The sequence below is a fragment of the Heyndrickxia shackletonii genome, assembly GCF_001420715.1.
Lineage (GTDB): Bacteria > Bacillota > Bacilli > Bacillales > Bacillaceae_C > Margalitia > Margalitia shackletonii.
The window spans coordinates 1603112-1623526 of sequence record NZ_LJJC01000004.1; the positions used below are offsets into that span (position 1 = coordinate 1603112).

A 20415-nucleotide genomic window follows, 5' to 3' on the forward strand; every position below is an offset into this window, starting at 1 on the left:
AATGTATGTAAATAAATCTTTCTTGAAATTTCAATTAAAAAAGGTGACAATAGTTGTAGCTGCTTATTTGTTTTGATTGGAGGTACGCTATAAAATGATTAACGAGAGTGAATTAATGCAACATGATTTAGATATTGTTGCTAGAATAGAAAAAGATCTTCGATATATTGCTGCTATTATTAAACAAAAGGGTCGTGAACTCCTAAGTAATTATACAATTACACCACCTCAATTTGTGGCTTTGCAATGGTTATTTGAAGAAGGGGATATGACAATAGGTGAATTGTCTAATAAAATGTACTTAGCATTCAGCACAACAACTGATTTAATTGATCGAATGGAAAAAAATGAATTAGTTGTCAGAGTGAAAGATGCTCACGATCGACGCGTAGTTAGAATTCACTTGCTTGATAAAGGAAAAAGCATGATAGATGAAGTGATTAAAAAAAGACAAGTATATTTACAGGATATATTAAAAAACTTCTCGTCTGATGAAGTTCTACTATTAAAAGACAATCTTATAAAATTACATCATGAAATGAAGACAGAATGAGGCGAGATGCTTGAGACAACCAATTGGCATTATTGATTCGGGGGTCGGTGGACTGACCGTTGTAAAAGAGGTTATGCGGCAGCTGCCTAATGAAACTATTTATTATGTTGGCGATACTGCACGGTGCCCTTATGGTCCACGTCCAGTAGAAGAGGTAAAGGCTTTTACCTGGGAAATGACCAATTTCTTACTAAACCATAATATAAAAATGCTTGTTATTGCTTGTAATACTGCAACTGCGGTAGTGTTAGATGAAATAAGATCCGTCGTTAAAATACCGGTGCTTGGGGTTATCTATCCAGGTGCCAGGGCAGCATTAAAAATTACCAAAAGCTTTAAAATCGGTGTTCTTGGAACGGTTGGAACCATCAAAAGCAGTGCTTATGAAAAAGCATTAAAATCCATCAATCGGAGAGTACAGGTTACATCCTTAGCATGTCCAAAATTTGTTCCTTTAGTAGAAAGTGGAGAATACCATGGAACTATAGCTGAAAAAATGGTCTTTGAATCACTTGAGCCTATTCAGAACGCCGATATGGATGTCCTTATTTTGGGCTGTACACATTATCCGCTCTTGGAAAAGCTTATAAAAAAAGCAATGGGGGAACATATTCAGATTATTAGCTCTGGGGAAGAAACAGCCAGAGAAGTCAGTACAATTCTTTATTTTCATGATATATTTACTGATGTCTGCACCCCTCCGAAACATAGATTTTTTACTACTGGTTCAAATAAAATATTTTCTGATATCGCTTCGGATTGGTTAGAACAACAAATTGACAATGTTGAGACCATCTATTTAGGAGAAACCATTTTTTAATCGATGGTTTCTTTTTTTATTTTATCGGGTCTAATTCATTCAGATAGCTCGTATAGATAATAGTACAAACTGTCCTTAGGAGGGAATCAAGGTGTCTAAAAAAGTAAAAAATACCATTGCTGTAACAGTACTGGCTTCAAGTATGTACTTAACTGGGTGCGGATTGTTCAATAGTGATAAAAAAGAACAAATTGATCCGCCTCAAAAAGTTTCCTATGATCAGAAATCTGGGGTAAAAACTAATAACAAGGTTAGTAAAAACGCCATAATGACGGAACTCTATTTAATAGATAAAAATGGATATGTCGTGGCACAAACTCTTCCGTTACCGAAAAGCAACAGTGTAGCTAAACAAGCACTTCAATATTTAGTAAAAGGCGGACCTGTTGAAGAATTGCTTCCTAATGGTTTTCAAGCGGTGTTACCTGCTAATACGGAAGTAGATGTTGATATTAAGAATGGGACAGCTCTTGTTGATTTTTCAAATGATTTTAAAAAGTACAAAGCAGAAGAGGAACAAAAAATTCTTCAGTCCATTACATGGACGTTGACCCAATTTAATACCGTTAAAAAAGTAGAAATTGAAGTAAATGGCCATAAGCTTTCACAAATGCCCGTTAACGGAACAGCTATTAATCCTAACGGTTTGACAAGAAAAGATGGAATTAATGTGGATACATCTGGAGTGGTAGATATTACGAATACACATCCTGTAACAGTATATTATCCTGCTGAGAACAACGCAGATGAAGTCTATTATGTTCCTGTAACAAAACGTATATCCAACTCTGAAAACAACGATATTAAAGCAATTGTAAAGGCATTGGCACAAGGCCCAAAGCAAAGTTCCAATCTACTGTCGGCGTTTAATTCAGATGTGCAATTATTATCCGACCCAAAAGTGGAGAAAGGAAATGTGACGCTTAATTTCAATGAAGAAATAATTAGCAGCTTTGAGAGTAAACAAATTTCTGAAGATGTGATAGATCCACTTGTTCTTTCCCTTACAGAATTACCAGATATTCAAAAGGTATCCATTGAGGTCAACGGAAGTACGAAATTGGTAGATGGACAAGGAAAATCTTTGACAAAACCGGTAACAAGACCGGAAAAAGTAAACACGGGTAGTTTTTAATAGCAAATATTTGATATACTATAGAATGTAACGAAAGGGGTCGGCTATTGCCGCCTCTTCTTTCATGTAGGCTCTTTTCTTAATCTCTGTTGCTTTTTTATCAAAAACATCAAAATTCGCAGTTGATTTTTTAAATGGATGCTTCAAAACAAAACTGATTTAATACTTTTCACAAAAGTAAAAGCAATAATTTATACGGAAGTACCTTTAGTATACAAGGAGGTAAAATAATTGAGAGCAGATGGCAGGGAAACATTTCAATTAAGGCCAATACATATAGAAACAAATTATTTAAAACACCCAGAAGGATCTGTACTTATTACTGTAGGTGATACAAAAGTTATTTGTAATGCAAGTATTGAAGACAGGGTTCCTCCTTTTATGAGAGGCAGCGGAAAAGGTTGGATTACTGCAGAATATTCCATGCTTCCTCGTGCAACGGAACAAAGAAATATTCGTGAATCCTCAAAAGGAAAAGTCACAGGCAGAACAATGGAGATTCAACGCTTAATAGGCCGTGCTTTACGGGCCGTTGTGGATTTGGAACAAATTGGCGAGAAAACGGTCTGGATTGACTGCGATGTCATTCAAGCAGATGGAGGAACAAGAACAGCCTCTATTACAGGTGCTTTTGTAGCTATGTCATTAGCACTAAACAGCCTGTATGAGACAAAAGCGATTAAAAAATTTCCTATAACGGATTTTTTAGCCGCAACAAGTGTCGGAATTCTTCAGGAAATCGGAGTGGTATTAGATCTGAATTATGCTGAAGATAGCTCTGCCCAGGTTGATATGAATGTAGTTATGACTGGAAAAGGGGAATTTGTTGAGCTGCAAGGAACTGGTGAAGAAGCAACATTTTCCGTTCAAGAGCTTCAGCAATTATTAGAAGCTGCTCAAAAAGGGATAAAGGAACTATTCGACATTCAAAAACAAGCGCTCGGTGATATTTCTTTAAAAATAGAGGGAAATGTAAATGAAAATAAGTAAAAGGGAGAATAAACAGGTCATTATCGCAACGAAAAATAAAGGAAAAGCGAAAGAATTTGAAAAGCTGTTTTCCCCATATGATATTAAAGTTCAAACCTTACTTGACTTTCCTGATGTTTCCGATATTGAAGAGACAGGAAGTACCTTTGAAGAAAATGCTATATTAAAAGCAGAAACGATATCAAAGCGGTTTAACAGGATGGTTATTTCAGATGATAGCGGCTTAATTGTCGATGCGCTGAATGGCAGACCGGGTGTATATTCTGCAAGGTTTGCAGGTGAAGAAAAGAATGATGATGCAAATATTAGAAAGGTACTTGCTGAATTGGAAAACGTACCGAAGGAAGATAGGACAGCAAGATTTTATTGTGCTATTGCTTTAGCGATTCCGGGTGAAGAAACCCGAACCGTTTCCGGTACTTGTGAAGGGGAAATTTTAAAAGAAAAACGTGGGACACATGGTTTTGGGTATGACCCCATATTTTTTATAAAGGATAAAGGCAAGTCGATGGCCGAGATATCCTCCGAAGAAAAAAATCTAATTAGTCACCGTGCCAAGGCAATTCAAAAGCTTATTTCTTTGCTTGAAGATATAATAATTTGATTAGGATGATGGGGAATGAAGTTGCTAGTGGTGAGCGACAGTCATGGATTAACAAGTGAATTAGTCGATATAAAAAAGGAATATCAACATAAAGTTGACGCTATGATCCACTGCGGGGATTCTGAATTACCCGCCGACAGTGAAGAAATGCAGGGATTTATAGGTGTAAGAGGAAATTGTGATTACGATCGTTCGTATCCGTTGGATATGACAGAAATGATTAAAGGGAATACTATTTTTGTTACACATGGACACCATTATAATGTTAAAATGACATTAATGAATCTTTCTTATAAAGCGAAGGAAGTAGGTGCTGATTTTGTTTTTTTCGGTCATTCCCATGCATTAGGCGCAGAAATAATAGATGGAACATTATTTTTAAACCCAGGCAGTATCTTTATGCCGCGGGGACGTCTAGAAAAAACTTATGCCATTATTGAAAAAGACCAAAATCAAATAACCACTAAATTTTTCACAAGCAATCATCAAGAACTACTTCCATTAAGACATCAATTTGTATTATAATATAATCCTATTGCAGTAAATATTTACTGCAATAGGGAATTTTTAATTATATTTAACTTGAAAGTTATTGACATTAGTATGATATACAAATATAATTAATAATGTCTTAATGATGAAATGATTAAAAATATGTCCCAGTAGCTCAGCTGGATAGAGCACGACCGAATACGCTTCGAAGCGTTTCATCAGCGTACCGATTGAGCTGCATCTTGAATAGGCTTTCTGAAATCGGGACGACAATTACTTTGATTTCACTTCAAACTTGATTAATTAATATTTATAATGTCCCAGTAGCTCAGCTGGATAGAGCAACAGCCTTCTAAGCTGTGGGTCGGGGGTTCGAATCCCTCCTGGGACGCTAATTAAAAGAAAAACCTGACAAAGTTAGGTTTTTCTTTTTTATTGTGCGCCCGGCATGGGTGTAGTCTCTAGGGTGAAAGTCCCGAACTGTGAAGGCAGAAGTAGCAGTTAGCTTAACGCAAGGGTGTCCGTGGTGACGCGGAATCTGAAGGAAGCGAGCGGCAAACTTCCGGTCTGAGGAACACGAACTTCATACAAGGCTAGGTATCATTGGATGAGTTTGCAATACAAAACAAAGTCCTTTCTGCCGAAGGTGATACAAAGTAAATGAAGCAGATAGATGGAAGGAAAGATTGCACTCTTACCCGGGGAGGTCTGGTTGATACGCCAAGTACACTTGGTAACCTATCTAGTAATGGATAGCTGAACAATCAGAAGTCAGCCGAAGTCGTAGTACTTGGTTTGCTCGAGAGAATCAAGGAAGGACTGAACCATTTTAGGAGAACAAACACTCGGCAAACGGTTCTTTATGTATGAAAGCAGAAAATTCTTACGGAACCTACCTGAAAGGAAGAAATGGTGAATTCCATGGGGGACTTCGGGAGGGCTTAGTAAAGAACCCACTTAATGAGAATGTATTGTTCACGTAGAAAGGATAAATCTCAATGTTAATGGAACGAATGCTGTCACGGGAAAATCTTTTACTGGCATTAAAGCGAGTAGAAAAGAACAAAGGAAGTCATGGAGTAGACAATATGTCCGTAAAAGACCTACGAAGACATATTCTCGAAACGTGGGATACACTTAAAACATCCTTAATGGAGGGTACTTATCAACCTTCTCCTGTCCGTCGGGTTGAAATCCCAAAACCGAACGGTGGAGTAAGGTTATTAGGTATCCCAACCGTGACAGACCGTTTCATCCAACAGGCGATTACTCAGATTTTAACCCCTATCTTCGACCCGACTTTTTCAACACAGAGCTATGGTTTTCGACCAAACAAACGAGGTCATGACGGTGTTAGACAAGCGAAGAAATATATCGAAGAGGGATACCGATGGGTAGTCGACATGGACTTGGAGAAATTCTTTGATAAAGTCAATCATGATAGATTAATGCGGACTCTATCCAAAAGGATTCAAGACAGAACGCTCCTATCACTAATTCGGAAGTATCTACAGTCTGGCATTATGATTAATGGAGTCATAACGAAATCCGAGGAGGGTACGCCCCAAGGTGGACCATTAAGTCCTTTACTCTCCAATATCGTTCTAGATGAACTAGACAAAGAGTTAGAAAAGAGAGGGCACAAGTTTGTCCGATACGCAGATGATTGTAATATCTACGTAAAATCGAGAAGAGCCGGAGAGCGAGTAATGGACTCGATTACTACTTTCATTGAATTTACTCTAAAACTAAAGGTGAATCGAGAAAAGTCAGCTGTAGACAGACCTTGGAAAAGAAAGTTTTTAGGTTTTAGCTTCACATTTCATAAGAAACCGAAGGTGCGGATGTCAAACCAAAGTATTCAACGTGTCAAGAAACGGATACGAGAATTAACTTCAAGGTCAAAACCAATTCCAATGGATTATAGAATAGAGAAGCTGAATCAATATTTGATTGGCTGGTGCGGATATTATGCATTAGCAGATACACCCACTATTTTCAAAGAATTAGACGAATGGATTAGAAGGCGTCTCAGAATGTGCCAATGGAAAGAATGGAAGAAACCAAAAACCAAAGTAAGAAAACTCATTGGATTAGGGATTCCAAAAGAGAAGGCATACGAATGGGGAAACTCTAGAAAGAAATATTGGAGAATAGCCAGAAGCCCAATCCTACAGAAAACCCTCACAAACTCCTATTGGGAGATGCGAGGGCTGAAGAGTCTTTATGTGAGATATTCTCAACTACGTCAGACATAAATGGAACCGCCGTATACGGAACCGTACGTACGGTGGTGTGAGAGGTCGGGGGTTAGTCACCTCCTCCTACTCGATTATGTATCATTTTAATTGGTAATGCTTTTGATTATTTTATAAAGTAAGTATTATGTGAAGGTTATTATGTTTTTATGTTTCAGTATAAATCAGGAGGGTTTTATTTGTCTGAAAATGTTTTGATAGAAGCGGAAAAATTTATCCGTTCTTGTTATAAGGAATTAAACAAGACTGAAAAAGAAATAGAAGAGAGACTACATCAAATACAGCAACAAATTACCGAATTCGGTTATTATGAACACACAAAATTAGAATTGGAATATGGAGCGAAGTTGGCATGGCGAAATAGTAATCGTTGTATCGGTAGACTATTTTGGAATCAATTAGAGGTAATAGATAAAAGACATGTAGAAACCGAAGAGGAGGTATTTGAAGCATTATGCGATCATATAAAAAATGCTACAAATAATGGTCGAATTAAACCTTTAATTACGGTTTTCTTACAAAAGCATTTGAATAAATCTATTCGAATATGGAACCATCAATTATTTCGCTATGCAGGGTACGAAACTACAGAAGGGATTATAGGAGATCCTGATTCTACAGAGCTTACTAATTATTGTATTAATCAAGGCTGGCTGCCAAAATACGGTAGATTTGATTTATTACCTTTAGTTATCCAGATTAATAATAATAAACCAAAGCTTTTTGATATCCCTAAAGAACTTATATATGAAGTGCCTATTTATCATCCTGATTATAGTTGGTTCGCTGACTTGCAACTTAAATGGTATGCGGTTCCAATAATTTCGAATATGACGCTGGAAATTGGCGGGATTTCTTATACTGCTGCCCCTTTTAATGGGTGGTATATGGGGACAGAAATAGGTGCTCGTAATTTTGCAGATGAAAAACGTTATAATATGCTTCCTCAAATTGGATCGTTAATGGGATTAGATACTAATTCTAATCAATCACTTTGGAAAGATAAGGCGTTAGTTGAATTAAATATTGCTGTTTTAAGCTCTTATAAGAGCAGTGGTGTGACAATTGTTGATCATCATACTGCTGCCAATCAATTTAAAAAATTTGAAGAAAAAGAAATGAAAATAGGAAGAAAGGTAACAGGTAATTGGACTTGGCTTATTCCTCCTGTTTCACCTGCAACAACACATATCTTTCATAAACCCTATAATAACGTAACGGAAAAACCAAACTATTTTTATCAAAAAAGGCCATTCTAATTTAAGGTTATAGGTTTTATATAATAATTAAAACGTAATCGATGCTACGTGGAATCACCACGATTGTTTTGTAAATTTTGTTTTATCATGCTACACTATTCCCGATTATGGTAAAGGCGGTAACATATATGAAAAAAGATAAAAATATTAAAAAGAATGAAAATGTCATATATTTTCCAGGGTTACCCCAACGTTTACTTGCTATGGGAATAGAGCAATTGGAATCGAAACAATTTGAGAAGGCTGCCGATTTTCTCTCCCAAGCCAAAGAGCTTGAGCCTGATAGTGCTGAAATAGAAACTGCCTTGCTCGTTGCTTTCTTTGAAATGGGAAACTATTCGGATGCAAGAAGCTTATGTGAAAATATGTTAAAAAGAGGAATTGGCGATTATTTTGAAATAATTGATATCTACCTCATGGTATTAATCCAACTTAAAGAATATAAAAAAGCGGCAGAAACGATAAATGTTCTAATTGAAGAAAAGGAAGTTCCGCTTGATAAACAGGAGCACTATGAAAAACTTCTTCAATTTAGTGAAAAAAGGTCTGGAATCGAAATAGAGGATTTTGTAACCAAAAATGAAAACAAAGCTATTCTTACTTCAAATGATATACAAGAACAAATAATGGAAATTGCAGCGTTAATGAATGTGAACATTCAACCATATAGGAATGAATTAACAAGGTATCTTAATGATTCTAAGCAGCATCCATTTGTTCAAACCATGATTCTTAATCTCTTCAAAGAACATGGAATAGAGAAAAAAGTAACGATTGAAAAGTTTCATTATAAAGAAACGGTAATACCTACTCAGCTAGATCCACTGTTTGAAACGCCATTTTATATGGAAATAATAGACGAGTTGCAAAAAAATATGGCACAGAAAAATCCATCACTCTATGAACAAATCAAATCAATATTGGATAAGCACTTTTTTTTGTTATATCCTTTTGAACTAGAACCCCCTTATGTCAAATTGTGGATGGCTGGGTATCACTTATTAGGGCAGGAGCTATATGGAGAATCGATCAAAATTGATAAGATATGTGAGTATTATCAAATTAACAAGGCAGATTTAAATAACTGTCTGGAATTTCTTCATCAACTTGAAGAAATTTCTTTACCTATTCTATAGGTCTATATTGAAACAACTGAAACCTATGTTATAATGTAATGGTTGTATTGTATATTATTCAACATCTTTCTTTTTTCTATTTTAAAAAAATGGATAGGGTTAACCTGCGAAAGTAGCTTATCTATTGAAACCAATTATTTTATCAAATATAGATTGTTGGAGGGAAAGGTATGTCAGCAAAATGGGAAAAGCAAGAAGGGAATCAAGGAATTCTTACTATTGAAGTTGATGTAGAAACAGTAAATAAAGGATTAGATGCTGCATTCAAAAAAGTAGTAAAACAAGTGAATATTCCAGGATTCCGTAAAGGAAAAATGCCACGCAGTTTATTTGAAAAACGTTTCGGTGTAGAATCACTATACCAAGATGCTCTTGATATTATTCTTCCAGATGCATATGCGAATGCAATTGAAGAAACAGGAATTTTCCCTGTTGATCGCCCTGAGATTGATATTGAGCAAATGGAAAAAGGAAAAGAATTAATTATTAAGGCTACTGTTACTGTAAAACCAGAAGTTAAGCTTGGCGAATACAAAGGCTTAGAAGTTGAAAAACAAGATACGGAAGTAACAGATGAAGATGTTGAAAATGAATTAAAAACTCTTCAAGAACGTCAAGCTGAATTAGTTATTAAAGAAGATGGAACTGCAGAAAACGGTGATACAGTTGTTATCGATTTCGAAGGTTTCGTAGACGGTGAAGCATTTGAAGGCGGAAAAGCTGAAAATTACTCATTAGAACTTGGTTCAGGAAGCTTCATTCCAGGATTTGAAGAACAATTAGTAGGTACAAAAGCTGGAGAAGAAAAAGACGTAGAAGTAACGTTCCCAGAAGAATATCATGCAGCAGAATTGGCTGGAAAGCCTGCTACATTTAAAGTGACTGTTCATGAAATTAAAGGGAAAGAACTTCCTGCTTTAGATGATGAATTTGCAAAAGATGTAGACGATGAAGTAGAAACATTAGCTGATCTTAAAGAAAAAACAAAGAAAAGATTAGTTGAATCTAAAGAACATCAAGCAAAACATGCTTTAGAAGATGCTGTCGTTGAAAAAGCTGCTGCCAACGCAGAAATCGATATACCTGAAGCAATGATTAACACGGAAGTAGATCGCATGGTTCAAGAGTTTGGACAACGTCTACAAATGCAAGGAATGAATCTTGAATTATACTTCCAATTCTCTGGTCAAGATGAAGATCAACTCCGTGCTCAAATGAAAGAAGATGCAGAAAAACGTGTTAGAATTAATTTAACCCTTGAAGCAATCGCTGATGCGGAGAATATCGAAGTTTCTGATGAAGAAGCAGAAGAAGAAATTAACAAAATGACAGAAATGTATAATATGTCTGCAGAAGCTATAAAAAATGCAATTGGCGGGTTAGATACAGTGAAAAACGATGTAAGAATTCGTAAAGCTGTTGAGTTTCTTGTCGAAAATGCAAAAACTGCTGCATAAAATTGGTCCATAAAAAATAAAAATAAAGTACCATAGGTAACAAAAAAACAAGGCGCGAAATCACTCGTGCCTTGTTTTATACAAACCAATATAGTATATAACATAAGAAATTACAGATAAAAATATTTACATAACCGAATATAAAGTATTATTTCAGGAAAATCTGGAGTAAGTAGGATTTTTGCTTCTTGGTGGCGAATAATAATTAAATAAGATTTATCATTTCCTGTCTTACATAAAAATATGATACAATGCAATACATAACTATTTTGCCTTCAAGTGAAGCGCAAAACAAAAACGTTACATATTTGAGCGTGAATATTGGTTAAGCTGTTTGCTAAGATTTTAAGAAATAGGAAATATGTGTAGTCCAATCATTTTCTCATTGCAAGGAAATACTAAGCAATACGCATATTATAACTTACTGCGATAAATTAAGGGGTGAAAATCATTGTTCAAATTCAACGATGAAAAGCAACAATTAAAATGTTCTTTCTGTGGTAAAACACAAGATCAGGTCCGTAAATTAGTTGCTGGACCAGGAGTATATATTTGTGACGAATGTATTGAGCTATGTACAGAAATCGTGGAAGAAGAGCTTGGTACAGAAGAAGAAGTAGAATACAAAGATATTCCGAAACCAATGGAAATAAGAGAAATATTGAAGGAATATGTTATAGGACAGGATAAAGCAAAAAAATCTCTTGCAGTAGCTGTTTATAATCATTACAAACGCATTAATTCTAATAGTAAAATTGATGATGTTGAAATTGCCAAAAGTAATATTTGTTTAATTGGGCCTACCGGAAGCGGAAAAACATTGCTCGCACAAACATTGGCTAGAATTCTTAATGTGCCATTTGCCATCGCAGATGCGACATCTCTTACTGAGGCTGGATATGTTGGAGAAGATGTAGAAAACATTCTTTTAAAATTAATTCAAGCTGCAGACTATGATGTTGAAAAGGCGGAAAAAGGCATTATTTATATTGATGAAATTGATAAAATTGCTCGTAAATCTGAAAACCCGTCTATTACGAGAGATGTTTCAGGTGAGGGTGTTCAACAGGCATTGTTGAAAATTTTGGAAGGAACTGTTGCAAGTGTGCCGCCTCAAGGTGGAAGAAAGCATCCTCATCAAGAGTTTATTCAAATTGATACGACAAATATCTTATTTATTTGTGGTGGTGCTTTTGATGGCATTGAACAAATTATTAAGCGACGTCTTGGGCAAAAGGTTATTGGTTTTGGCGGTGAAACAAAACAGCAGGATATTGAAGAAAAAGCATTATTATCAAAGGTTTTACCAGAAGATTTACTTCGCTTTGGCTTAATTCCTGAATTTATCGGCCGTTTGCCAATTATTGCAAGCTTGGAGCCGTTAGACGAAGAAGCATTAATTGATATTTTAACAAAACCAAAAAATGCATTAGTCAAGCAATACAAAAAAATGCTTGAACTTGACAATGTTGAGCTTGAATTCGATGAAGAAGCATTAGTTGAGATTGCCAAAAAAGCAATTGAGAGAAAGACCGGTGCACGTGGACTTCGTTCCATTATTGAAACAATCATGCTTGATGTCATGTTTGATCTACCATCAAGAGAAGACATTAAAAAATGTATTATTACAAAGGAAGCAGTTCTTAACAATGAACCTCCAAAGGTTGTCTTAGAAGATGGTACTGTTATGTTAGGAAATGAAAAATCTGCATAAATAAGTGGAAGCGCCTTGCCCATCGCTGGCCGATAGGCGCTGGAACTAGACAGAAAAACTAGTCGAGATACATATCTTGACTAGTTTTTTTTATTCTTATGACAAAATTTAGCGAACAAAAAATGGTTTATTCCCTTAAAGTCACGGAGATACTAGCATATATAATATTTCTTTAAGCAATTTATAGAAATTTGTGTCTTGGAGGGAATACAATGAGCTGGACTGGGATAGCATTATTAATTCAATTATTTTTTGGGATTATTATAGGACTTTATTTCTGGAACCTATTGAAAAGTCAAAAGACCCAAAAGATATCCATTGATAGAGAATCTAGAAAAGAAATGGACCAGCTTCGTAAAATGCGGGCTGTTTCTTTAACAGAACCGCTGGCAGAACGGGTACGGCCATCAACCTTTGATGATATTGTGGGACAAGAGGATGGCATTAAAGCACTTAAAGCAGCATTATGCGGTCCAAATCCCCAACATGTTATTATTTACGGTCCGCCTGGAGTTGGCAAAACTGCTGCAGCTCGTCTCGTTTTACAAGAGGCAAAGAAAAATGAAAAATCACCTTTTAAGCAAAGCGCAGTCTTTGTTGAACTAGATGCAACTACTGCACGATTTGATGAACGCGGAATTGCCGATCCGTTAATTGGATCTGTCCATGACCCAATTTATCAGGGGGCGGGTGCAATGGGGCAAGCAGGTATTCCACAGCCAAAACAAGGGGCAGTAACAAATGCCCATGGCGGCGTTTTATTTATTGATGAAATTGGAGAATTACATCCCATACAAATGAATAAATTACTAAAGGTATTAGAGGATAGAAAAGTATTTCTTGACAGCGCCTATTATAGTGCAGAAAATACACAAATTCCTTCCCATATTCATGATATTTTCCAAAATGGATTACCTGCCGATTTTCGTTTAATTGGAGCAACTACCAGGACTCCTAATGAAATACCACCAGCAATCCGATCACGATGTATGGAGGTTTTTTTTAGGGAACTGGATCAGGATGAAATCATTACGGTAGCCAATAAAGCTGCAAAAAAGGTGAATATTTCTATTTCAGAAAATGGTCTTGGAGTATTATCATCTTATGCAAGAAATGGCCGGGAAGCTGTAAATATGGTACAAATTGCAGCTGGAATCGCAATTCAAGAAGATAGATTGCATATTTTAGATGAGGATATTGAATGGGTAATTCAGTCTAGTCAACTTACACCGAGATTAGAAAAAAGAATCAGCGATCTATCAAAAGTTGGTTTAGTTAATGGTTTAGCCGTAACCGGGCCAAATAGCGGTATTCTTCTTGAAATAGAAGTTACGGTAATCCCAGCAAAAGATAAAGGTAGCACTAATATAACTGGGATAGTGGAAGAAGAAAGTATTGGCGGACAAGGAAAACAAGTAAGAAGAAAAAGTATGGCAAGAGGTTCCATTGAAAATGTTATTACGGTTTTGAAAACAATGGGAGTTCCTGCGGATCAATATGATATTCATGTTAATTTTCCTGGAGGGATTCCCATTGATGGGCCGTCTGCGGGAATTGCTATGGCAACTGGCATATACTCTGCCATCTATAAAATTCCCGTCAATAACTCCATCGCTATGACTGGTGAAATCTCCATTCATGGGAATGTAAAGCCAATTGGTGGGGTAGTGGCAAAGGTTAAGGCAGCAAGACAGTCAGGTGCCAGTACCGTCATTATTCCTGCGGAAAACATGCAATCGATATTTCATGATATGGAAGGGATAACGGTTATTCCGGTTACAAAGTTAGAGGAAGTTTTAAACTTGGCATTAATAGACCGATTCGAAAAAGAAGCACAGTTCCCACCCTCTTTGGAACAAATGGGTAAAAAAAGCGTATAATTTTTAAATGAACGTGACTGTAGAGCATTGTGATTCATATAATGAAATGTTAAGGAAAATCGGCCTTAGATGCCGATTTTTTTCATAAATTCCGTAATATATTTAATACTAGTAAAGGGAAACACATTATTGGAATCTGGATCAAATGAAAAATGAAAAAATGTTCGTTTTTAAGTATTCTCGTAAATGGACACTTTCAGGCAAATACGATAGAATTGTTAAAAGATTCATCAGGAAATGACACTAATACTCCTGATAATAGTTACTTTTTTGGAGGTGCACAATTTGACAAAGAAAAAAGAACACACGGTTCCTCTGCTTCCATTAAGAGGATTGCTAGTGTACCCAACGATGGTTCTTCATTTGGATGTCGGACGTGATCATTCGGTTCAGGCATTAGAAGAAGCCATGATGAATGACCATTTAATTTTCTTGACTACTCAAAAAGATGAAACGATAGATGAACCGGTTGAAGACGATCTTTTCCAAGTAGGGACTTTAACGAAAGTGAAACAAATGTTGAAGTTACCTAATGGGACGATTCGTGTTTTAGTCGAGGGTCTTGATCGTGCCAAAATAGACAAATTTTATGATATGGACCGTTACTATGCAGTAGCATTGCAAATCTTACAGCAGTCTGAAGAAAAAGATGCTGAAACAGAAGCCTTAACAAGAACTCTCCTAGATTATTTCGAACAATACATAAAATTATCGAAAAAAATATCTGCTGAAACATTTGCGACTGTGTCGGATATTGAGGAACCCGGAAGAATGGCTGACATAATTGCTTCTCATTTGCCATTAAAGCTTTCGCAGAAACAATCCATTTTGGAAACAATCGATATTAAGGAAAGATTAAATATCGTCATCCAAATTATTAATAATGAGAAGGAAGTCCTTAACCTTGAAAAACGAATTGGACAAAGAGTTAAAAAGTCCATGGAACGTACACAAAAAGAATATTATTTGAGGGAACAAATGAAGGCAATCCAAAAGGAACTTGGAGATAAAGAAGGTAAAACTGGTGAGATTGCCGATTTAACGGAAAGAATAGAAGAAGCGGGAATGCCTGAACATGTCAAAAAAACGGCATTAAATGAATTGGATAGGTATGAAAAGGTGCCATCCAGTTCCGCAGAAAGCTCTGTCATTCGAAATTATGTTGAATGGCTAATCGCATTGCCATGGACAAACGCAACAGAAGATGATCTTAATATTACAAAAGCAGAACAAATTTTAGACCGTGAGCATTATGGATTAGAGAAAGTAAAGGAAAGAGTATTAGAATATCTCGCTGTTCAGAAACTTACAGAGTCATTACGTGGTCCTATCCTTTGTTTAGCAGGTCCTCCTGGAGTAGGAAAGACAAGTTTGGCAAGATCTATAGCGGAATCTCTAGGAAGAAATTTTGTACGTGTTTCACTTGGCGGTGTAAGAGATGAATCGGAAATCAGGGGTCATAGAAGAACTTATGTAGGAGCTATGCCTGGAAGAATCATTCAAGGAATGAAAAAAGCAGGTACGATTAATCCGGTCTTTTTATTGGATGAAATTGATAAAATGTCTAATGACTTCCGTGGTGATCCATCTGCAGCAATGCTCGAAGTATTGGATCCTGAGCAAAATCATAGCTTTAGCGATCACTATATTGAAGAAACTTATGACTTATCGAAGGTTATGTTTATTACGACAGCGAATGATCTAGGTTCCATCCCTGGCCCATTACGAGATCGTATGGAGATTATTTCAATTGCTGGTTACACAGAATTAGAAAAAATCCATATTGCCAAGGACCATCTGCTTCCGAAACAGATGAAGGAACATGGTCTAACGAAGGGGCAATTACAAATTCGTGATGAGAGTATCCAGACAATTGTTCGTTATTATACTAGGGAAGCAGGGGTTCGCAGCCTTGAAAGAGAACTAGCAACTATTTGTAGAAAAACGGCAAAGATTATTGTCTCTTCCGATCGAAAACGAGTCATTGTTACAGATAAAAATTTAGAAGAATTTTTAGGAAAGAAAAGGTTCCGGTATGGGCAAGCAGAGCTTGAAGATCAAGTCGGGGTTGCTACTGGTCTGGCATATACAACTGTCGGAGGAGATACGTTGCAAATCGAAGTCTCCCTATCCCCTGGCAAAGGCAAACTTGTCTTAACAGGAAAATTAGGGGATGTCATGAAAGAATCCGCCCAAACAGCTTTTAGCTTTGTAAGGTCCAAGGCGAAGGATTTGGAGCTCGAGGAGGATTTTCATGAACATTATGATATTCATATCCATGTTCCAGAGGGAGCAGTACCAAAGGATGGACCTTCTGCAGGGATTACAATAGCCACTGCGTTAGTCTCCGCCTTAACTGGGAAAGCTGTACGAAAGGAAGTTGGAATGACTGGAGAAATAACATTACGTGGACGTGTTCTGCCAATCGGTGGTCTTAAAGAAAAATCATTAGGTGCACATCGGGCAGGATTGACCAAAATTATTATTCCAAAGGACAACGAGAAAGATCTAGATGATATTCCGGAAAGTGTGCGCAATGATTTGGAATTCTTCCCTGTTATTCATGCAGACGAAGTACTTAATATCGCATTAGCAGGTGATGGTAAATGAAAGTAAATAATGCTGAAATTGTAATTAGCGCTGTAAAACCGGAACAATATCCAGATAGTTCGTTACCTGAGTTTGCCCTTGCAGGAAGATCAAATGTCGGAAAATCATCTTTTATCAATAAAATGCTGAACAGAAAAGCATTGGCAAGGATATCGTCAAAGCCAGGTAAAACGCAAACTTTAAATTTTTATATCATTGAGGATTCCCTTTATTTTGTTGATGTTCCCGGCTATGGATATGCTAAAGTATCGAAGACGGAACGTGCTGCGTGGGGGAAAATGATTGAAACATATATTACAACAAGGAAGCAATTAAAAGCCGTTATTCTAATCGTAGACTTGCGACATCCTCCATCTGCTGATGATAGAATGATGTATGACTTTTTAAAGCATTATCAAATTCCTTGTATTGTTATCGCCACGAAAGCAGATAAAATTCCAAAAGGAAAATGGCAAAAACATTTGAAAATAACGAAGGAAACTCTTGAATTTGATCCACATGATGACATCATCATTTTTTCATCTGAAACGGGTGAAGGAAAAGATGCCGCATGGCAGGCCATTAGCAGAAAAATGTAAAAAACCCAGCAAACGCTGGGTTTTACTTTTTCTTAAACAGTAAGATTACCCCTATTACAATTAAGGCAACAGGGCTATACTTCCAGATGGTGTTTACGCGGTTTTGCAATAGTCCAAGCGTCCCGATTACTTTATCATAGAAAAGAAGAATGATAGAGATAATAAGAAATAGCATGCCTTGAAAAAGACCATTTCGCGTTTTTTGGTACTGTAATAAAAAACCAAGTGAAATAATTAAGAGAAATATTCCCATATTATTTGGCCAAATAGAAAGTTTATGCCCAACATGAAAATGTAAACCAAAACCAGTGAAAATCACACCAGGCAAGATAGCCTCATAATTTTTCCCACTGTAGCCTTGAACTAAAAATGCAATTCCAACGATTATGAAAAGAGAGGGCCATGTAATATATTCTTTAAATAATTCAAGGTGATTTTGGGAAAGATAAAAATAGAAACCAAAACCTAATAAAATTATTCCAGCAAATACTTTTTGATTTTTCATATATATCCTACTTTCAACCACTTTGCTTGATTATCATTATTATTTTTGATACGGTACATAAGGAATCTTATTTTGAAATGTAAATTTATCATATCACAGTATTCATTTTCTTTTCACATTTTTTAAAGGCAACAAATTTGGTACATGTTATAATAGTAATGGTATTTATATATGAATCGAATTACTTATTTTAAATAATTTGTATGCTGGATGTAACGGGGGGTCTCAAATTATGTACATCATAGCGGTTGGTTTAAATTATAAAACAGCCCCTGTGGAAATTCGCGAACGACTTTCCTTTAATGAGGAAGAATTACAATCAGCAATGACAGCTTTAAAAGAGAAAAAAAGTATTTTAGAGAATGTCATTGTTTCTACATGTAATCGAACGGAAGTATATGCTGTTGTCGACCAGCTTCATACAGGGCGCTATTATATTAAAGATTTCTTAGCTGAATGGTTTCAAATGGAAAAGGATGAGTTTTCTCCGTATTTATTTATTTATGAACAGGATGCGGCCGTGGAACATTTATTCAAAGTGATTTGCGGTTTAAACTCAATGGTATTAGGTGAAACACAAATCCTTGGACAAGTGAGAAACAGCTTTTTAACAGGACAACAAGCAGGATCGACTGGGACAATTTTTAATCACTTATTTAAAGAAGCAATTACCATTGCCAAAAAAGGACATTCAGAAACGGAAATTGGATCTAATGCAGTTTCTGTTAGTTATGCGGCAGTCGAACTTGCGAAGAAGATATTTGGGAATTTAAAAGACAAGCATGTACTTATTATCGGAGCAGGTAAAATGGGAGAGCTTGCAATTGAAAATCTCCATGGAAGCGGTGCAACGAACATAACGGTAATCAATCGAACGTTTGAAAAAGCGAAGAATCTTGCAGATCGATTCCAAGGAAATGCGAAGACATTGCAAGAAATGCAGTGTGCTTTAGTAGATGCGGATATTTTAATAAGCTCTACAGGGTCAAAAGACTATGTCATTACAAAAGAAATGATGGATTCTGTTAATAAAATGCGCAAAAACAGACCGCTATTCATGGTGGATATTGCTGTGCCCCGCGATCTTGATCCACAAATTTCTGAAACGGAAAATATCTTCTTATATGATATTGATGATTTAGAAGGAATCGTAGAAGCAAATCTTGCAGAACGGAAAAAAGCAGCAGATAAGATTATGATGATGATCGAAGAGGCAATCGTTCACTTTAATGAATGGGTTAATATGCTTGGGGTAGTGCCAGTCATTACCGCTTTAAGGGAAAAAGCATTAGCAATACAAGCAGAAACGATGAAAAGTATTGAAAGAAAAATGCCTAATTTAACGGAACGTGAGAAAAAAATATTGAGCAAACATACGAAAAGTATTGTTAATCAGCTGTTAAAAGATCCGGTTAGCCAAGCAAAGGAAATCGCTGCTGAACCAAATGCCGAGTTGCATCTCGCTTTATTCAAAAGAATATTTAATATCCAAGAAACGGCAGAGGAAACTGAAAATACTTTACTAGTTGAGAAGACATCCTTTAAGGTAAACCATCATCCTTCCTTGCAACCATAGAAAGGTGAAAGCTATGTTTGATATAATGATGTCCAGATTGCATGAGGGAATGATTATTCTTTACGCCGTAAGTATCTTACTGTACTTTATTGATTTTCTACAACAAAATCAGAAGGCAAATCGGTTTGCCTTCTGGTTACTTTCAATTGTTTGGGTACTTCAAACAATTTTTTTGTTTCTGTATATGATTCATACTAAACGCTTCCCGGTCCTCACGATATTTGAAGGACTTTATTTCTATGCATGGGTTCTATTAACCTTGTCACTTGTTATTAATCGTCTATTACGAGTAGATTTTACTGTTTTTTTTCTCAACATCATTGGATTTATAATAATGGCCATTCATACCTTTGCACCAATTCAAATGCCAACTGAAACAATGAGTGAAAGGCTAATTTCTGAATTATTGTTTATACATATTACAATGGCGATTCTATCTTATGTTGCTTTTTCTCTTTCATTTGTCTTTTCGGCATTATATTTACTCCAATACAAGCTTTTGAAAGAGAAGAAGTGGGGACACAGGTTATGGCGTTTAAATGATCTGGCGAAACTAGAGAAAATGTCCTATGTATTAAATTTAATTGGAGTTCCGATGTTATTATTAAGTTTAATATTGGGGCTGCAATGGGCCTTAATAAAATTAAATCATTTTCATTGGTATGATTCAAAAATTATCGGGTCCTTTATTCTATTAATCATTTACGGCATGATTATCTATTTTCACGAAAGAAAAAATATGTTTGGCAAAAATTTGGCCTATTTAAATATTGCTGCTTTTCTAATAGTATTAATCAATTTTTTCTTAATTAGCAGATTATCAGCTTTTCATTTTTGGTATTCATAGG

Annotated in this window: 17 protein-coding genes and 1 tRNA gene; 17 read left to right on the forward strand and 1 reads right to left on the reverse strand. The window is 36.0% G+C overall.

The window, feature by feature from the left end:
• The first annotated feature begins 94 nt into the window (after positions 1-94).
• The 15 genes from AN964_RS07555 to yihA all read left to right on the forward strand — a co-directional run bounded on the left by AN964_RS07555 (position 95) and on the right by yihA (position 17486).
• Positions 95-553, forward strand: a complete 459-nt coding sequence (locus tag AN964_RS07555; protein ID WP_055739091.1) for a MarR family winged helix-turn-helix transcriptional regulator — start codon at positions 95-97, stop codon at positions 551-553.
• A gap of 10 nt (positions 554-563) precedes the next feature.
• A complete protein-coding gene (racE, locus tag AN964_RS07560) occupies positions 564-1373 on the forward strand; it encodes a glutamate racemase (RefSeq protein ID WP_055739092.1) in 810 nt (269 codons plus the stop codon).
• A 91-nt stretch (positions 1374-1464) separates the two neighbouring features.
• Entirely contained in the window at positions 1465-2508 is a 1044-nt protein-coding gene (locus tag AN964_RS07565) for a GerMN domain-containing protein (RefSeq protein ID WP_437177099.1), read from the forward strand.
• Positions 2509-2739: 231 nt separating this feature from the next.
• Complete coding sequence (gene rph, locus AN964_RS07570) at positions 2740-3498, forward strand: ribonuclease PH (protein ID WP_055739093.1); 759 nt, start codon at positions 2740-2742, stop codon at positions 3496-3498.
• Complete coding sequence (locus tag AN964_RS07575; protein WP_055739094.1) at positions 3485-4102, forward strand: XTP/dITP diphosphatase; 618 nt, start codon at positions 3485-3487, stop codon at positions 4100-4102. The genes rph and AN964_RS07575 overlap by 14 nt, the downstream gene beginning before the upstream one ends.
• Before the next feature lie 15 nt (positions 4103-4117).
• Positions 4118-4627, forward strand: coding sequence for a metallophosphoesterase (locus AN964_RS07580; protein ID WP_055739095.1), 510 nt, complete (start codon positions 4118-4120; stop codon positions 4625-4627).
• A 284-nt stretch (positions 4628-4911) separates the two neighbouring features.
• Positions 4912-4985, forward strand: a tRNA-Arg gene (locus AN964_RS07585).
• A gap of 607 nt (positions 4986-5592) precedes the next feature.
• Complete coding sequence (gene ltrA / locus AN964_RS07590; protein WP_055737770.1) at positions 5593-6852, forward strand: group II intron reverse transcriptase/maturase; 1260 nt, start codon at positions 5593-5595, stop codon at positions 6850-6852.
• Between the two features lie 149 nt (positions 6853-7001).
• Entirely contained in the window at positions 7002-8111 is a 1110-nt protein-coding gene (locus AN964_RS07595; protein ID WP_200915573.1) for a nitric oxide synthase oxygenase, read from the forward strand.
• Between the two features lie 128 nt (positions 8112-8239).
• Complete coding sequence (locus AN964_RS07600) at positions 8240-9247, forward strand: tetratricopeptide repeat protein (RefSeq protein ID WP_055739097.1); 1008 nt, start codon at positions 8240-8242, stop codon at positions 9245-9247.
• Between the two features lie 170 nt (positions 9248-9417).
• The gene (gene tig, locus AN964_RS07605; protein WP_055739098.1) at positions 9418-10704 is read left to right on the forward strand and encodes a trigger factor; all 1287 of its coding nucleotides are present in this window, start codon (positions 9418-9420) and stop codon (positions 10702-10704) included.
• A 451-nt stretch (positions 10705-11155) separates the two neighbouring features.
• Entirely contained in the window at positions 11156-12418 is a 1263-nt protein-coding gene (clpX, locus tag AN964_RS07610; protein ID WP_055739099.1) for an ATP-dependent protease ATP-binding subunit ClpX, read from the forward strand.
• Between the two features lie 212 nt (positions 12419-12630).
• Positions 12631-14298 (forward strand): ATP-dependent protease LonB, encoded by a 1668-nt coding sequence (lonB, locus tag AN964_RS07615; RefSeq protein ID WP_055739100.1) that lies wholly within the window; start codon positions 12631-12633, stop codon positions 14296-14298.
• Between the two features lie 285 nt (positions 14299-14583).
• A complete protein-coding gene (gene lon, locus AN964_RS07620; RefSeq protein ID WP_055739101.1) occupies positions 14584-16908 on the forward strand; it encodes an endopeptidase La in 2325 nt (774 codons plus the stop codon).
• Complete coding sequence (gene yihA, locus AN964_RS07625) at positions 16905-17486, forward strand: ribosome biogenesis GTP-binding protein YihA/YsxC (RefSeq protein ID WP_055739102.1); 582 nt, start codon at positions 16905-16907, stop codon at positions 17484-17486. The genes lon and yihA overlap by 4 nt, the downstream gene beginning before the upstream one ends.
• A 22-nt stretch (positions 17487-17508) precedes the next feature.
• Here the strand turns inward: yihA and AN964_RS07630 are convergent, their stop codons facing one another.
• On the reverse strand, positions 17509-17991 hold the full coding sequence (locus tag AN964_RS07630; RefSeq protein WP_055739103.1) for a LiaI-LiaF-like domain-containing protein: 483 nt from the start codon (positions 17989-17991) through the stop codon (positions 17509-17511).
• 232 nt (positions 17992-18223) lie between these two features.
• On the opposite strand from AN964_RS07630, the gene hemA reads away from it, so the two are divergent.
• A complete protein-coding gene (gene hemA, locus AN964_RS07635) occupies positions 18224-19567 on the forward strand; it encodes a glutamyl-tRNA reductase (RefSeq protein ID WP_055739104.1) in 1344 nt (447 codons plus the stop codon).
• Between the two features lie 13 nt (positions 19568-19580).
• A complete protein-coding gene (gene ccsA / locus AN964_RS07640; protein ID WP_055739105.1) occupies positions 19581-20414 on the forward strand; it encodes a cytochrome c biogenesis protein in 834 nt (277 codons plus the stop codon).
• The last annotated feature ends 1 nt before the right edge of the window (position 20415 follow it).

Excerpts from the sequence above, each read along its gene's own strand:
- AN964_RS07595 (WP_200915573.1), top strand. The coding sequence starts at position 7,002 with ATGTTTCAGTATAAATCAGGAGGGTTTTATTTGTCTGAAAATGTTTTG.
- hemA (WP_055739104.1), top strand. The coding sequence starts at position 18,224 with ATGTACATCATAGCGGTTGGTTTAAATTATAAAACAGCCCCTGTGGAA.
- yihA (WP_055739102.1), top strand. The coding sequence starts at position 16,905 with ATGAAAGTAAATAATGCTGAAATTGTAATTAGCGCTGTAAAACCGGAA.
- AN964_RS07555 (WP_055739091.1), top strand. The coding sequence starts at position 95 with ATGATTAACGAGAGTGAATTAATGCAACATGATTTAGATATTGTTGCT.
- AN964_RS07575 (WP_055739094.1), top strand. The coding sequence starts at position 3,485 with ATGAAAATAAGTAAAAGGGAGAATAAACAGGTCATTATCGCAACGAAA.
- AN964_RS07630 (WP_055739103.1), bottom strand. The coding sequence starts at position 17,991 with ATGAAAAATCAAAAAGTATTTGCTGGAATAATTTTATTAGGTTTTGGT.
- ltrA (WP_055737770.1), top strand. The coding sequence starts at position 5,593 with ATGTTAATGGAACGAATGCTGTCACGGGAAAATCTTTTACTGGCATTA.
- AN964_RS07580 (WP_055739095.1), top strand. The coding sequence starts at position 4,118 with ATGAAGTTGCTAGTGGTGAGCGACAGTCATGGATTAACAAGTGAATTA.
- lonB (WP_055739100.1), top strand. The coding sequence starts at position 12,631 with ATGAGCTGGACTGGGATAGCATTATTAATTCAATTATTTTTTGGGATT.
- AN964_RS07600 (WP_055739097.1), top strand. The coding sequence starts at position 8,240 with ATGAAAAAAGATAAAAATATTAAAAAGAATGAAAATGTCATATATTTT.
- tig (WP_055739098.1), top strand. The coding sequence starts at position 9,418 with ATGTCAGCAAAATGGGAAAAGCAAGAAGGGAATCAAGGAATTCTTACT.
- ccsA (WP_055739105.1), top strand. The coding sequence starts at position 19,581 with ATGTTTGATATAATGATGTCCAGATTGCATGAGGGAATGATTATTCTT.